We start from the raw sequence: 14,898 nt of genomic DNA on the forward strand, positions 1-14,898 counted from the left end.
CGCCTTTCCATGAACTGCACTTTTGTCATTGGTCATCCTTCAGGCCAGTGCCTCGGTGGCGAACGAACCAGGGGCAACCGCAAGGCCGCGCAGCCTGTCGACAAAGGCGCGGCAGTCGCTGCGGTCGTAGCTCCAGGTTCGTGGGTTGCGGGCCAGCACACGCGCCTTGGCCTTGCCGAAGTGCTCCTGGTCCATGCGGCCGAGCGCGGTTTCCAGGATTTCGGGCGTGGCAGCAGAAAGCAGGATGCCAATGTCCTGCTGGTTGAGAAAGCGCCCCGTCTCGGTAGTGCCCATCGAGATCGGTACGGCGCCGAAGCGGCAGCCCTCATAGAGGCGGTTGGGCAGCAACCATTCCGAATTCTGCCCTTCCTCGAAGAAATCGATCGCCCAGGAAAAATGCACTTCGCCGTAGATCGCGGCCATGTCTTCCGGGTTGCGGTAGGGGCCACGAAAGGAGAGATAGGGTTCGGCCTCGACAAAAGCATGGAAATCCGGGAATTCCGAGAGTGCCGGACGGCCCCGGAGGACGACCTCGAAGCGCCCGCCCTGACGGCGCGTGAAGTCGGCCAGCAGCTCCAGCGAGCGGCGGCAGCGCAGCGCGCCGAACCAGCCGATGCGCCACGGGGGTGCTGCAGGGTTTTCGGCCTTTGACCTGTCATCCAAGGCGATCGGCGCGGTTTCGAAGTATTTGTTTTCGACCAGTTCCACCGGTGCGGCGACCTGCCCGAACGGCTTGAAATAATTGGCGATGAAGGCCGGTGAGCTCGTCACCAGAAGCTTCACGTCGCGGGCGAGATAACGCTCCGCTGTGCGCAGTGCTTTGCCCAGCATGTCATTGCGCAGCACCAGGCGATGGATGTCGAGGCATTCGTAGACGATCGGCACGCCGCCGCGAAAGGCGGCCTTGGCGCGCCTGGCCAGCGCCAGCATTTCCAGATTGCGCGCGATGATGAGGTCGGGCTTCGGCATCGCCGCAAGCTTCGAGCCTATCGACAGCGCCGCCTTGGCGACCGCCGCCAGACGCTGGCCGAATCGGCCGTCACGCGTCGCGCCGAGGTCGACCGGCTGCAGCCCCTCGACGTCGGGAACAGCATTTGTGGTCCGACGGAAGCCGGCCAACGTGACCCGCGCGCCGCCTGCCTTGAGCATTATGATCCGCCGGCGCACCGCCGGGTCGGAAACATCGTGCACAAGGTACAAGACATGCAGCATGAAAACTCGACCGCTGTTGGCCCACCCACGGGAATGCTAACCCAGCTTTTGCTGCATCGCAACATTTTTGGTGCGCCGTAGCATAAGTGCACGTTTTTTGTTGCACTGCAAAATTGATGCGTTACCCTCCGTCGGGCTTGAGCGCCGCTCTGGCTGGTCACCCAGCCCGATGCAGCGATGGATTGTGACGCGAGCCGCATCGGGATCGTCCTGGCGTGGGTATTTTCGGTCACCATGCCCGTCCTAGGCACCGCAGGCCACGCCGCGGAATCTGCTGACGAAATGAGGTATCCCATGAAGATCGTCGTTGAAAACACAGTCTGCCTGAATACCGGGGATGCGGCGATTCTGCTGGCGATCCGCCACATTCTCAAGACGATCGTGCAAGGCGACGTGCGGTTTGCCGTCTTCGACAGCCAGCCCGAGGTTGCGGAACGACTCTATCCGAAGACGGATTATCCCGACCTCGAATTTCATAAGCTGCTGTCGGAATCCCTGTTCCGATACAAGAATGGCAGCGGGCTGAGGGACCGGTTCAAGCCGATCTACAATCGGCTCGTTCTCCAGGCTCTGCGCTGGTTTGGCAGCAGCGCGCTAGGCAATTTTTTCAGCTATCGCGACCGGCGCGGTCTCGATATCTACGCCGACGCGGACATGGTGGTCACCACAGGGGGAACCTATCTCGTCGAGAACTACAATCTCGAACGACGCCTCAATCAGTTCAGGCTCGATGCCGTATTTGGCAAGGATCCGGTCTTCTTCACGCAATCCCTCGGTCCGTTCGACAAAAGTTACAACCGCCAGGAGCTCGGCCCGATCTTTGACCGCAGTCCGCTCATCCTGTTGCGCGACGAACGGTCGCGGACCCATATCCGGGACTTGGTGAAGGATCTCGGCAAGTGCCGCGTGGTGGCCGATGCCGTATTCGCCTTGGCCGATACCGACAGGATCCGCAAGCGTCTCGCTTCCAGCCAGCCGCCGGCGTCGACGGGCCGCGTCGCTATTTCGGTCCGCCAGTGGAACTACGTCAGCGACGGTGAGGGCGGCATGCGCCGCTATCTGGATTCGGTCCGCGAGATCGCCACAATTCTTGTCAGGGACCTTGGCAAGGAGGTGACCTTCGTCTCCACGTGTCAGGGCGTGCCGGAATATGCCCATGACGATTCCAAGACCGCACAGGCCATCGTTGCCGAGCTCGATCCTGAGATCGCCAGCCACGTAACGGTGGACGCTTCGTTCCACACGCCGGACCAGTTGATGGCGCTGGTGAAGGGCTTCGACTTCGTCGTCGCGACGCGCATGCATATGATGATCATGTCGCTTTGCGTCGGCACGCCGGTGCTGCCGATCGCCTACGAGTTCAAAACCAAGGAAGTGGCCAAGCGAATCGGTGTCGACGATGTGCTGCTCGACATCGACACCGTGACGCCCGAAGAGGCGCGCGAAAAGCTCGGCCGATTTGCGGGAAATCTCGACCGCTATCGCAAGACAAGCCTTCAGGCCGTGCTCGAAGAACATGCTTCGGCAATGTCGGCCACAAACCTGCTGGCGCCGCTGATCGCCGGCCGCTCAGCGGATATTGCGCGCGGCGTTGGACAGGGTGGTGAACAAAGCGCGTCGCGACTGCGGGACGGCAAGCATGAAAACGAGACCGATGCCGTAGTTGAGGGCAAGCGCCAAAAAGACCGCGAGCAGGTCTGACTGGCCCGTTAGAGACGCCGGCAACCACAGGTACAGGAACCAGGCAAGCAGGGACGAGGCGATGAAAAGCCCCTGCATGAGCAGGAAGTCGGCGGCGGTCACCGGACCGACGCGATGGACCAGTAGCGCCAGCACGGGAACGCGCAGCACGTAACCGCTGATGGCATAGGCCGCGGCAACGCCGACGGCGCCCCAGTGCAGGCCGACGACGAAGGCAGCGACGGTCGTCAGCGACGAATAGATGCCCCAATGGAACATGGTCTTCGTCTTGCCCTGACAGATGAATATCCATCCCGTCGTGCTTGAAACGGACTGGACCAGGCTGGCGATGCCCAGCCAGGCAAAGATCGGTGCGACCGGTGCCCAGCCCGCGCCGAAGAGAAGTCCGACGATCTGATTGGAGGTCAGCGTCAGCGCCGCGATGCCCGGCATGGTAACGGCCGCCAGCATCCAGTTGGTGCGCACATAGATATCGCGAAAGCGGGCCTTGTCATCGTGGATGCGGCTGAGCAGCGGCACCATGACCCGTGTCAGCGGCTGGTTGATGTTCTGCAGCGGGAACAACAGGAGCTTGTAGGCGCGGTCGTAATAGCCGAGTTCGATCGCACCGGAATATTTGCCGATGAGAATGTTGTCGAGATTGCGCGAGAAGAAGTTGGCGAGGTTGAAGCCGGTCAGGTTGGCGCCGAACGACAATATATCGGCATCGACCTTCAGGTCCGGCCGCAAAGGCGTCCAACGCGCCACCAGCCAGGCGGCAGCCAGGGCGATAGCTGCCGAAACCGCCGGGCCGATGACCAGCGACCAGTAGCCCAACCCCGCATAGGCCGCGATCGCGGCGGCCAGAAGTCCGGCGGCGGCGCTTATCACGTCGTTCAGTGCGAGCTGGCCGAACTGCAGGTGCCGGTTCATCAACGCCAGCGGCACTGCGGCCAGACTGCCGAGAAGCAGCGGCAGGGCGGAGCCAAGGGTGATGCCGGACATACGTTGATCGCCATAGAACGCGGCGATGGCAGGCGCCAGGCCGGCCACTACCACGGCACTACCCAGCCCGACGAGCGCGCTGATCCAGAACACCTGGTTGAGCTGCTGGTTGCTGATGTCCTTGCGCTGAACCACAGCCTGCTGCAGGCCCAGATTCTGAAGCAGCCCGACGAAGGCCACGATCGGCCCGACGGAAGCCACCAGACCGAAATCCTCGGGGACGAGCAGACGGGCCAGCACGATGACGGAGAGAAACTGGATCGCCATCTTGAAACCCTGGGCGCCGATGGTTACCAGCCCGCCGCGCAGGGCGACACGACCGAACTGGGGGGGCGGATTGGCGTTCATGCAAGCGACCTCGTTTCGCCAAGCCGCATGGCGATTTCCACGAAATGTTGGTTCAGCAGATCGGAGTTGAACTCCGCCTCGATCTTCTTGCGCGCCGCGAGAGCGATCCCTTCACACGGCTTCGGATTCTCGGCGATCCAGGCAAGCTTGCCGGTCAGCGCCGCAACGTCCCGCTCAGCCACGAGAAAACCCGTCTTGTGATCATCGATCAGTTCAGGGATCCCGGAATGATATGTGCTGACCACCGTCAGGCCGGCGGCCATCGCTTCCATCAGCGAAACCGGAATGCCTTCCAGATCGCCATCGCGGGCGCCGACGCTGGGCAGCAGGAACACATGCGCATCGCGCAGACGCTGTTTGACTTCGCTGTGCGGCCGGGGCCCAAGAAAATTCACCCTGTCGGCAATGCCAAGCTCTGCGGCGATCCCGTTCAGCTGCTCGAGAAGTTCTCCGCCGCCGATCACCGAGTAGATCCAGTCTCGCCGCGGCAGGCCAGCAAGCGCGCGAAGCGCATATTCGATGCCCTTCTTTTCAGTCAGGCGGCAGACCGAGATGAAAGAGAGCGTAGCCTGCTCCCATGAACGCCACCGATAGTCGATGTCACTCGGCCGCACCCCCATATGGTGAACCACAACCTGCTCCGGCGATGCACCGACCTCAATCAAGGCATCGCGGAAAAACGCATTCACCGGCAGTTGAAGAACGCCCTTTTCGAACACAATCTTGTAGCGCGCGAGCGTATTGTCATGCAGCGGTTCGCCGACATCACGGCCGTGAAATATCGTCACCAGGGGAGCGGAAATCCTCCCGCGCTTGATGGCGCGGGCCACGCGCATGCCGTTGTTGCCGAAATGGGCAACGATGACGTCGGCGCCCTGCAGTTTTCGGGCATGAGCAATGTCGATGGCGGTCGAGAGCTTGTCCCAGAACCTGCCGGACCACTTCCTGAGCAGCGGGCGATAGCGACCCAGGCCACCCCACCAGCATATGACCTTTCCTGGCAGCGCCTGCCAGCGCGGATCATCGATGTTGCTGTCCCTGCCGAAGGACGTCTCGTTGCAGACGACGCCGACTTCCATGCCGCGCTCAAGGCATCCGGCTATCTGGTCGAGAACAAAGGTTTCGGACAATGAGGGGAACTTGTCGACTACGAAGCAAATCTTCATCGGCAGGATGCGCTCGTGCGGAGAGCCGGTGTGCCCTTGACAAAAGCCGGGCCGAAAACAGGGTGCCGGAGGCACAAGACATGCAGCATGGAACTCTACCGCTGTTGGCCCACCCGCAGGGACGTTAGTATAGGTCTTGCTGCACTGCAACATTTTTGGTGCACTGTAGCAAGATTTCCCTCGGCTTGGCGTGTCTGCCGATCAAACGCAGAGCAGCAGTGTCAGCCGGCAGATGAAGGATCCGCCAGGCCCTCGGAAACCCCGACATGACCGGCAGGTTCATGCGCAGGGCTCGATGTGGCCAGTTGGGTAACGATCTGCGCAAAACGTTCATTCAGAACATCTGCGTTGAAGTCGTCCTCGACTTTGCGGCGTGCGGCAAGCGCGATACGCTCGCATTCGGTCGGGTGCTCCCCGGCCCAGGCAAGCTTGCCGGCAAGCGCTGAAATATCTCGCTCGGGCGTAAGCAACCCCGTCTCCCCATCCTTGATGAGCTCCGGGATTCCCGAATGATACGTGCTGACCGCAATCAATCCGGCGGCCATGGCCTCCATGAGCGCGACCGGAATGCCTTCCATATCCCCGTCGCTGGCAGTGATACTTGGCAGCAAAAAGAGATGCGCCATGCGAAGCCGTCTTTTCACCTCTGCGTGAGGGAGGCTGCCGAGGAATGTTACGCGACCAGCCAAGCCCAGCTCTACGGCCAGCCTCTCCAGATTCATCCGCAGAGGACCGTCGCCAACAATGTCGTAACGCCAGTCTAGCTGCGGCTGGGAGGCCTTGAGGGAGGCCAGGGCTCGCAAGGCGAACTCGACGCCTTTCTTTTCGACCAGGCGGCAAACCGTCGTCACGACCAGTTGGGTGCCTTCCCACGATTCCCAGCGATAGCCGATTTCGCGGGTGTCAATTCCCATATGGTGGACCGTCGTGCTCGCCTGGGACAGGCCGGCTTCCAGCAGCATCGTGCGGAAGTAATCGTTGACGGGCAGGTTCAGGGTCCCATGCTTGGTCAGCCCGGCATATTGTGTCGCGAGCACTGCCTGCCGCGCCGGGATCGCCACGTCCGCGCCGTGAAAGATGGTTATAATCGGTGGTTTGAGCACCTTCCATTTCTTCAGTGCGGCTGCTCTCTCGCCGTTCTGTCCGAAGTGGGCGACAATCACGTCGCAGCGGTTCAGGCGGCGTGCAAAGGCGATGTCGAGAACGGTCGAGGCCTTGTATCGCAGACGCGGCGGCAGACGCTGTACAAATTTGCTGATTACAGCGGCCCATCGCCACCAATGTCGGGTTCTGGCGAGCAGCGTCGCCATCGGCTCGCTTTGCCGGTCAATTCGGTGGTCACCTTGCATCTTTTCGCAGACCACTTCGACCTGAAAGCCCCGCGCCAGCAGCCCAGCCATCTGGTCCACGACGAAGGTTTCCGAAAGCAGAGGGAATTCGCCGACGACAAAGCCCACGCGCATGACCCGCCCATAAGGTTGGGGCTTGCTCGGACCAAGCGGTCCATATCGCACAAGCCCTAATGTAGACAGGCAGAATACACGTTGATTGCTGCAGTGCCACAAGATATTGCACTGCAGCAATTAAAAGTGATCCGGACGGGCGCACGACGCCTGGACCTGGCTAACGGGAACTTTGCGCGACCACGGTCGTGCAGCGTCTCAGCTGAACTGCAACACGACGCGTTTAGGCTGCGCGCTCCAAACCGACACGTCTTGCGCGGTCGAGAACGCCCATGAACGTTGCGAACTGGCTGTCGGGGTTCATTTGCCGCCGCTCCGAAAACTGACGTGCTGTCGCTGACAGCCGCTTGTACTCGGCCTCATCGCTCCACAGCCGCCTGACCGTTGCGACCCAGTCGGCGAGCGGGGCGTCGTAGTCCAGTACCACGCCGCCGGCGCCGATCGCTTCCGGCAGACCGCCGCGCCGCGAGCCGACCACGGGAATGCCACTACAATGCGCTTCCGAGGCCACCCGGCCCCAGGCTTCTTCCCATTTGCTGGGCGCAAGCAGGATTTTCGTGCGGCCGTAGACCGTCTTCATGTCGCTGGTGCGGCTTTCCAGCTTGACGTTCTGGAGGGGAGAGATTGTTGCTTCGATCCGGGCTCGATGATCGTCGTCGAGCTTCCAGCTTTCGACGAACAGGAACGGGATCTCGGGACAGGCGGCGGCAATGCGCACCGCAAGATCGAAGCCTTTTTCCTCATATGGATTGATGAGCGTGACAAATTCACCGGTCGTCGGTGTGCTGTAGAACGCGGGATTGATGGTCGGCGGAATAACCGTCGAATCGATATCGAATTTTGCCTTATAGGCGCGCGCGGTGAACTCGGAGTTGGCGATATAAACCGCCGAATGGAGCTCACGCAGATCGCCGGCCAATTCGTCGAATTCGACATTCCTCAGATAGACGGTCAGCGGCACGCCAAGCCTCTGCAACTCTCTGCCGATCGGCACCGAATTGTGGCACTGCACGACCGCGACATCCGGCCTCAACTTTTTGACGGCGAAGTCGGCCGCTTCCCAGGGGAACCACGCCCGTACAACCGGATAGCCCGGGAAATTGTCGATGACCGCGCGCTGACGAAGGAGCTTCATCTTGGCGCGCGCCCGGAAGCCGAACATGCCGTCGCCGAACAGCGCTGCCAGAACGGATGCCTCGTGACCGTTTTCGCGCAATTGCTCGACCAGGTGGTGGGTGCTCGACTGGACGCCCCCGCTGAATTGCGGCGTGTAGCCGGTGCCGCCTGCAAACAGAACTTTCATGAACCTGGCTCCGCGTTGTGCCGCCCTGCCTTCACGCCGCCATCCTGCCGATCGAGAAATACTCGATGCCGTGACGGGCGATGACCTTGGGATCATAGAGGTTGCGGCCATCGAAGATGACCGGCGTGGTCAGGGCATCCTTCACCGCGTCGAAGGACGGGGCGCGGAAACTCTTCCACTCGGTGGCGATCAGCAACGCGTCGGCGCCGCGCAACGCCGCCTCCTTGGTGCCGCACAAAAGCAGATCGTCGCGCAGGCCGTAGATGGCCTGGCATTCCTGCATCGCCTCGGGATCGTAGGCCTGCACATTGGCGCCGGCCTGCCACAGCGCCTCCATCAGGACGCGCGCCGGCGCCTCGCGCATGTCGTCGGTGTTGGGCTTGAAGGCGAGGCCCCAGAGCGCGAAGGTCTTGCCCTTGAGACTGCCCTTGAAATAACGGTGCACCTTGTCGAACAGCACCGACTTCTGGGCATTGTTGCGCTCCTCCACGGCGCGCAGCAGCTTGGCGTCGAACTTGACACCTTCGGCGGTCTTGATCAGCGCGCGGACATCCTTGGGGAAGCACGAACCGCCATAGCCGAGGCCGGGATAGATGAAGTGGTAGCCGATGCGCGGATCCGAGCCGATGCCCTTGCGTACCTCCTCGATGTCGGCGCCGAGCTGCTCGGCCAGATTGGCCATTTCGTTCATGAAGGAGATCTTGGTCGCCAGCATGCAGTTGGCGGCGTACTTCGTGAATTCGGCGCTGCGCACGTCCATCACGATCATCTTCTCGTGGTTGCGGTTGAACGGCGCGTAGAGCTCCCGCATCACCGCCTCGGTGCCCTCGCTGTTGGTGCCGACGATGATGCGGTCAGGCTTCATGCAGTCGGCGACGGCGGAACCCTCCTTGAGGAACTCAGGATTGGAAGCGACATCGAAAGCCAGGTCCTGGCGCCCGCGCGCCTTCAGCGTCGCGGCGATTTTGGCCTTCACCTTTTCGCAGGTGCCGACCGGCACGGTCGACTTGCCGACGACGATCTTGGGACCGTCCATCTCGCGGCCGATGGTCTCGGCCACCGCCAGCACATATTTGAGGTCGGCCGAACCATCTTCGCCGGGTGGCGTGCCGACCGCAATCATCTGGATCTCGCCATGCTTTACGCCGGCGGCGGCATCGGTGGTGAACTTGATGCGGCCGGCGGCGTGGTTCTCCTTGACCAGGGCCTCCAGTCCCGGTTCGAAAATCGGCACCAGGCCCTGGTTGAGCCGCTCGACCTTCTTTTCATCGACATCGACGCACACCACCTGGTGCCCGACCTCCGCCAGCACCGCGGCCTGCACGAGACCGACATAGCCAATTCCAAAGACCGTCAAATTCATTCGGGTTAATTCCTGTTCACGCCCTTTGGCCTTATATGGCCGGGCCGGTTCAGATTACTTTATGCTGCTTACACTGCATGCCAACGATTCCGGAAACTGGCACGGCTGGCCGAGTGCGGTGAAGGCGACGCGCTGCACCTGCATCGTCACCTGGCGGCCGGGGTCCGAAAAGGCGCCCATCCAGTTTTTCAGCGTGTCGCTGCCCCAGAGGCTGAAGAATATCTTTTGCGAGTGGGTCGGCAATTGCTCGGGATTGGTCACTTCCTGGACCAGCTTGCCGTTGACGTACCAGCGCAGCCGGTCCTTTTCCCAGATAAAAGCATAGTCGTTGAAGCCCTTGTCGGCGCCGCCTTCGACCTCGGCCAGCTTCTCGTTTTTGGGTTTGCCGGCGATGTAGCTGTTGACCTGCACCTTGGATGTATCCTTGGTCAGCACCTCGAAGTCGATCTCATACCAGGGCTGTTTGTCGGCAGGGCCGATATAGGTGAAGAAAGCGGCGTTGAGACCGGATCCGGTGTCGGTCTTCATCCGTGCTTCATAGGTCCCATAGCCGAAGCGCTGCTTGGTCTGGATCTCGGCGCAGGCGAACTCGCGGTCCTTCAGTTTGCGCTTTTCGAAGCCGAGCGTCAGCATGTTGTCGGAAACTTTTACCAGGCTTTTCGACCAGGTGCAGTTCTGGTGATTGCCGTTCGACCAGCCGTCGGAGACATACCAGCGCGAACGATCGAAACTCTTGAAATCGTCGACGAAGGACGGTGCGCTTTGCATCTCCGGGGAGGCGTCCTGGGCGCGGGAGGGGTGCGCGGCGCCGAGCAGAGCTGCGGCTGCCGCCAACAGAAGCGCACCAACGGATAGAAGACGCGTTGGGAATACAAGACGCATTGGCCGATTTGGCCGCGCGGAAATCATGGCATCGATTGCCGCCATGGGCGTCGTCTTCGGATCTGCGTTCATATCAATTCACCTTTGTGCTGTTCCGCCCCAACCCAAAGTCACCGATTGGCCCACATTGCTAACGGGCCGATCCCGATCCTCCGTCCCCGAACTTTCTCTTCTGTGTCTCGTGTGACCGTGTTCAGCCGAAGCGACCTGCGGGTTTGACATATTCGCCGTGCGAATCAGAACCCTGGCCATCCTCGCCGACGATCGCGTCGAGCGAATGACGCAGTTCCTTCATCCGGCTCGTCTGGCGCACCAGCTCGGCGATGCGCTGTTCGCAGTTCAGGATGGACTTCGTCAACTCGCCGACTTCCGACAGCTTGCTTGCCGACGCCGAGCCGTTCTCCATCGACTCGACCAGGAAGGCCGCGTTGGTGGACTTCGACCGGTAGCGGGCCTCCAGCCCGGTCTTCTCGGCCGCAATCTCGGCCGTGATCTGATCCAACAGCTTTGCCAGACGGTCGAAACGCGCCAGATCGGTCTGCTTGTCGCGCGCTGGGTCCCTGGACCTGAAGCCGAAAATTGAAGCCATCCGGTTGGCCTTCCAAAATTGCTGCACCGCAACATACAGTGCCATCGTCGGGGCGTGTAGGCAACCTCCGAGTTTCAGAAAGGCAATTTTTTCAGCCTTGCGGCCGCCGTCCCGGACTTGGCGGAGCCTACTTTTGCGCCGCCGTGCTGGTAGCGGCCATGAGGAAGCGCAAGGGCGGCACCGGCTGCTGCCGCGGGGGCAGACCGGCGTGGCGAAACAACGCATCGAGCTTGTCGGCGGCCACGCCGACAACGATGGGAATGAAGTTCGACTGGCTGGCCAGCGCGTAGGCGGCGGCAGACGCCATGCCGCGCTCGGCCTTCACATCGAGAAAATTGCGCAGCCGGTATTTGTCACGCACATGCCGCTCGTGCTTGCGCAGCAGGGCCTTGGAGCCTTCCGGCAGGCTGTCGATCTTGAGCAGTGCCAGATCCGCATCGGCGAGGCGCTTCAGATCCTGTGTCTTGTGGCGCCCGCTCAGCGAATCGGCGCGCACGATCGCGCCATAGCCGCAGGAACGGATGACCTTGAAGCGTGCGCCAAGGGCAAAGGCGCGGGCGTACAGTTCATAATCTTCGCCGAGACGCAGGTTCTCGTCGTAACGCAGCCCATGCCTGTCGAGGAAAGCTCTTGATATCACCGGCTTGAGAAAGCCGAGTTCGTCGCGCTGGACACGCCGTCTGGAGATGTTGCCCTCGATGAACCGCTCGAAGTCGAGGAATTCCGGGTCCGCCGAAAAGGACGGGGCGACGATCTTAGAGACGTCGGTCGCCGTATCGTCACGGATCAGCATGATGTTGTCGGCGGCGAAATCCCAGTCGGTGCTGGCAAACAGCTGGCGAAACCGTCCCTGAAGGAAGAAATCGTCGGCGTCGAGAATGCTGATGAAAGGCGATTTCGACCCGGCAATGGCGGCATTGCGAGCGAAGGACGGGCCGCGATTGACGTCGAGCCGGATGACCGAAAGCCGACCGCTGCCATCGTCGGCAGCGCTGGCCACTTTTGCGGTGTCGTCGGTGGAGGCGTCGTCGACGACAACGACTTCCGCCACCTCCGGCTCGCGCAGCGCCGAGGCGATGGCTGCGGGAATGGTCCGGGCCGCGTTGCGCGCCGCGATGATCACGCAGACCCGGGATTCTGTCATGGACATAGGGTGGCCTTTCGATTGCATAAAGTGTCGCATTGGTCCCTCGCCCTCCCGGCGCGCGGCGCCGGACCCAGATCCATCCCCCGATCCATCCCCAGCGGATCGGGACGGAACGTTATCTGCCTGCTGCATGACGACCCTCATCGTCACCGGCTTTCCCGCTCGAAAATCCGCCGGCTGAGGTCGGCTGACGCGGCCCAGCCGGCCTCGGTCAGGTAGCGGACAGGTTCGCGGCCGCACAATTCCCACAAAACGGTGCGCCGTTGCGGCCATCTGAGCGACGACAGCCACGGCGCGATGACCATGTGGAACAGGTCTTCATTGCCGATGCGTGACAGGATCCTGGTGGCCCGATCCGACAGCAGCGTGCCGGCGCCACCAAGCAGCACATCGGCGGCGCGCAGGCCCAGCAGCAGGGTGTCAGCCAGCCCCTGCTCGGCCGCGTAGTCGAGCACAGTCTGCTGCTCGGCCTCGCTCAGCCGACCGGCAGCGGCCCGGATATCGCAGACATAGCCCGCGCATGGCTCGCGGTTGAACAGCGCCTTTGCGACACTGATGCAGGACAGAAGCAAAGTGTCGGAGGCCGAGATGAACGGCACGCTGGAGCCGGCGATCGCAAGCGCGCGCTTGCGGCGCAGGAACCCTTCCGTATCGCGCGGGCTGGGCGATCCCGGCTGCTGGAGCCGGTAATGGAGATCGACGGTGGACAATTTCCGACCTTGGCTGCGAACCATGTGCTGCTCGCCCAGAAAGCGCACCCACCAGACGGAGCGGGACTTGCCGGCGACCTCGTAGCCGATCGAGCGCAGCGCATCGCGAGCTCTAAAGAAGCCGGCCGGCGACACCAATATGTCGACATCTCCGGACGGCTTCATGAAATGGTCGCCATAGAGCAGTTGCTGCTGGAGGGGGCCCTTCAGGAAGACGAAATCGATGCCGCTGCCGCGCAGCGCCTTGTCGATGGCCATCGAATCCATGATGCCGGACGAGTTCATCGCAATCGTGCGCCGGCGATAAGTGTCGAGCCACTCGAGCAATCCCGGCGGCGTCTCGCCCGCCGGTGGGCGCGACAGCGCCTTCAGCATGAAGGTGGCGACCTTGTTCAGCCTGGCGATATCGCAAACATCGGCAACGGAGATGGCCGGTGCAGGCGCGGCGCTGGGGCTCGCCCTGGAGGCGAAGAACAGCCGCAGGCAAGCCTGCACATAGGCCACTTCGTCGGCGCAGCCAGCGGCGCGCAACCTTTCGAAGGTCCCTTCCTGCAATGCCATATGCTGCAGCATCTCCGCAAAAAATTCGCCAGGCGCGTTATATTGCAACTGCGAAGCAAAGCATCGCCAAATTCATGCGCCGCGTCCAGTTTTTCCTTTGGCGCCAATTTTCCTGCAACCTGAACGTTTCGCAACACAGTCCTACAACGAGATGCAAGGCGCCGCCTGATCGGGGCTTGTGGCGGGTACGTCAGCAACAATTTTGTGGGAATGCGCCAGCGCCCAAGTGAGGAGCATTCGAAGGAAAACTTAACGTAATTAAATCAGATACTTAGTTGATGGCCTCGGACACTCTGCTGAATTCTCCTGGGATGTGAAAATGCAAAGCGCTTTGATCACCATTGAAGGGAGTCGCAACCGAGAATTGATTAACGGCTGGTAAATCAGGCTTGACTCATAAATGCTGCCATGCAGCTATTGCGGTGCAGCAATAGCTCGCTGCCGGCAATCGACAGGCCGCTTCCAGTCCACAAGTGGAGAGTAAATTGGAACAGAATGTTGAAAAGCATGAGTACGAAACCCCTAGCCTGACGGTCCACGGCTCGATCGAGACCATCACGCAAGGCGGTAGCGGTACTACGGCACTCGACGCCTCGTTTCCGGCACATACGCCGGTCGGCGAACTCACCTTCTCCTGAGTATTCTCTCGTTGGGGTGACAAAGTCCGGACTCTGCAAACAGAGCGCACTAAGGAGAGTCGGGGGTCAAACCCCGGCTCTCGCGTCTTTGTCCGGAATTGCCGAAGCGTTGGTTGTGAGCGAGGTTTAGGATGGACTGGAACCCCACGGACCATGATCGGATGAGCGCGAGCAAGGATGCCGTGGCCTGCGAATTCGGCAACGGCCTAGCGCTGCTCGATATGAGGTCCAACATCTATTACAGCCTGAACGGCGTCGGCGCCTATATCTGGGAGCTGATCCAGGAGCCGCGGCCGATTTCCGAAATCCGCAGCGCCGTGCTGGATCGCTACAATGTCGATCCGGAACGCTGCAAGGCCGATGTCGATGGATTGTTGAAGGGCTTGGCGGACGCCGGGCTTGCGAGGCTCCATGATGAGGAACTTGTCTAGAGCTTTCTCACTGAGCGGGCCGGAGATGCTCTTTCTCGCCCACTGCCTTGCGGTGGTCGTGTCGGTGCGGCTGGGGCTGACGCTGCTTTCCTACAACAAAGTGCGCCGCATGGTGACCCGGCTCGACGCGCGCGAACCAGCCGACATCGGCGATCTCAGGCGTGTCGCCTGGGGCGTGGCTGCGGCTGCCCGCCTGGTGCCTGGCGCAAGCTGTCTGACCCAAGCGCTTTCCGGCCAATATTTGCTTGCCCGCCAGGGCAACGCCTCAAAAATCCGCATCGGCATCGAGCGCGATACCGGCACCGAGTTGAAGGCGCATGCCTGGCTGGTCAGCGGCGACCATATCGTGCTCGGCGGCTCGCTTGGCAGGTTTAACCATCTCGTCGACCACGGCCAGTGA

Annotated in this window: 13 protein-coding genes and 1 pseudogene; 4 read left to right on the forward strand and 10 right to left on the reverse strand. The window is 61.5% G+C overall.

The window, feature by feature from the left end:
* Nucleotides 1-39: 39 nt before the first annotated feature.
* The gene (locus NLY43_RS15815; RefSeq protein ID WP_023689991.1) at nt 40-1,212 is read right to left on the reverse strand and encodes a glycosyltransferase; all 1,173 of its coding nucleotides are present in this window, start codon (nt 1,210-1,212) and stop codon (nt 40-42) included.
* Nucleotides 1,213-1,506: 294 nt separating this feature from the next.
* Here NLY43_RS15815 and NLY43_RS15820 point away from each other — a divergent pair.
* Nucleotides 1,507-2,556: pseudogene (locus NLY43_RS15820) on the forward strand (polysaccharide pyruvyl transferase family protein); the annotation flags it as partial.
* 225 nt (nt 2,557-2,781) lie between these two features.
* Here NLY43_RS15820 and NLY43_RS15825 read toward each other — a convergent pair.
* The 9 genes from NLY43_RS15825 to NLY43_RS15865 form a co-directional block, all read right to left on the reverse strand.
* The gene (locus tag NLY43_RS15825; protein ID WP_023684224.1) at nt 2,782-4,245 is read right to left on the reverse strand and encodes a lipopolysaccharide biosynthesis protein; all 1,464 of its coding nucleotides are present in this window, start codon (nt 4,243-4,245) and stop codon (nt 2,782-2,784) included.
* Nucleotides 4,242-5,411 carry a glycosyltransferase gene (locus NLY43_RS15830; RefSeq protein ID WP_023711256.1) on the reverse strand — a complete coding sequence of 390 codons (1,170 nt, stop codon included), beginning with the start codon at nt 5,409-5,411 and terminating at the stop codon, nt 4,242-4,244. Before NLY43_RS15830 ends, NLY43_RS15825 begins: the two co-directional genes overlap by 4 nt.
* A gap of 221 nt (nt 5,412-5,632) precedes the next feature.
* The gene (locus NLY43_RS15835; RefSeq protein ID WP_023696969.1) at nt 5,633-6,874 is read right to left on the reverse strand and encodes a glycosyltransferase; all 1,242 of its coding nucleotides are present in this window, start codon (nt 6,872-6,874) and stop codon (nt 5,633-5,635) included.
* A gap of 223 nt (nt 6,875-7,097) precedes the next feature.
* Nucleotides 7,098-8,177 carry a glycosyltransferase gene (locus tag NLY43_RS15840; protein WP_023711257.1) on the reverse strand — a complete coding sequence of 360 codons (1,080 nt, stop codon included), beginning with the start codon at nt 8,175-8,177 and terminating at the stop codon, nt 7,098-7,100.
* Between the two features lie 31 nt (nt 8,178-8,208).
* Nucleotides 8,209-9,540: a UDP-glucose dehydrogenase family protein gene (locus NLY43_RS15845; RefSeq protein ID WP_023668805.1), complete on the reverse strand. Its 1,332-nt coding sequence runs from the start codon at nt 9,538-9,540 to the stop codon at nt 8,209-8,211.
* A gap of 54 nt (nt 9,541-9,594) precedes the next feature.
* Complete coding sequence (gene exoK / locus NLY43_RS15850; protein WP_023711258.1) at nt 9,595-10,494, reverse strand: endo-1,3-1,4-beta-glycanase ExoK; 900 nt, start codon at nt 10,492-10,494, stop codon at nt 9,595-9,597.
* 121 nt (nt 10,495-10,615) lie between these two features.
* Nucleotides 10,616-11,011: a cytochrome P450 family protein gene (locus tag NLY43_RS15855; protein ID WP_023694203.1), complete on the reverse strand. Its 396-nt coding sequence runs from the start codon at nt 11,009-11,011 to the stop codon at nt 10,616-10,618.
* A gap of 127 nt (nt 11,012-11,138) precedes the next feature.
* Nucleotides 11,139-12,161, reverse strand: coding sequence for a glycosyltransferase family 2 protein (locus NLY43_RS15860; protein ID WP_023711259.1), 1,023 nt, complete (start codon nt 12,159-12,161; stop codon nt 11,139-11,141).
* A 143-nt stretch (nt 12,162-12,304) separates the two neighbouring features.
* Nucleotides 12,305-13,429, reverse strand: coding sequence for a nucleotidyltransferase family protein (locus NLY43_RS15865; protein WP_023711260.1), 1,125 nt, complete (start codon nt 13,427-13,429; stop codon nt 12,305-12,307).
* 485 nt (nt 13,430-13,914) lie between these two features.
* Between NLY43_RS15865 and NLY43_RS15870 the strand changes: the two genes are divergently transcribed.
* The 3 genes from NLY43_RS15870 to NLY43_RS15880 all read left to right on the forward strand — a co-directional run bounded on the left by NLY43_RS15870 (nt 13,915) and on the right by NLY43_RS15880 (nt 14,898).
* The gene (locus NLY43_RS15870) at nt 13,915-14,067 is read left to right on the forward strand and encodes a lasso RiPP family leader peptide-containing protein (protein ID WP_023684233.1); all 153 of its coding nucleotides are present in this window, start codon (nt 13,915-13,917) and stop codon (nt 14,065-14,067) included.
* A 161-nt stretch (nt 14,068-14,228) separates the two neighbouring features.
* Nucleotides 14,229-14,498, forward strand: coding sequence for a PqqD family protein (locus NLY43_RS15875; RefSeq protein WP_245261370.1), 270 nt, complete (start codon nt 14,229-14,231; stop codon nt 14,496-14,498).
* A gap of 25 nt (nt 14,499-14,523) precedes the next feature.
* Nucleotides 14,524-14,898 (forward strand): lasso peptide biosynthesis B2 protein, encoded by a 375-nt coding sequence (locus NLY43_RS15880; RefSeq protein WP_245263585.1) that lies wholly within the window; start codon nt 14,524-14,526, stop codon nt 14,896-14,898.

This window comes from Mesorhizobium sp. C416B, from assembly GCF_030323165.1.
Lineage (GTDB): Bacteria > Pseudomonadota > Alphaproteobacteria > Rhizobiales > Rhizobiaceae > Mesorhizobium.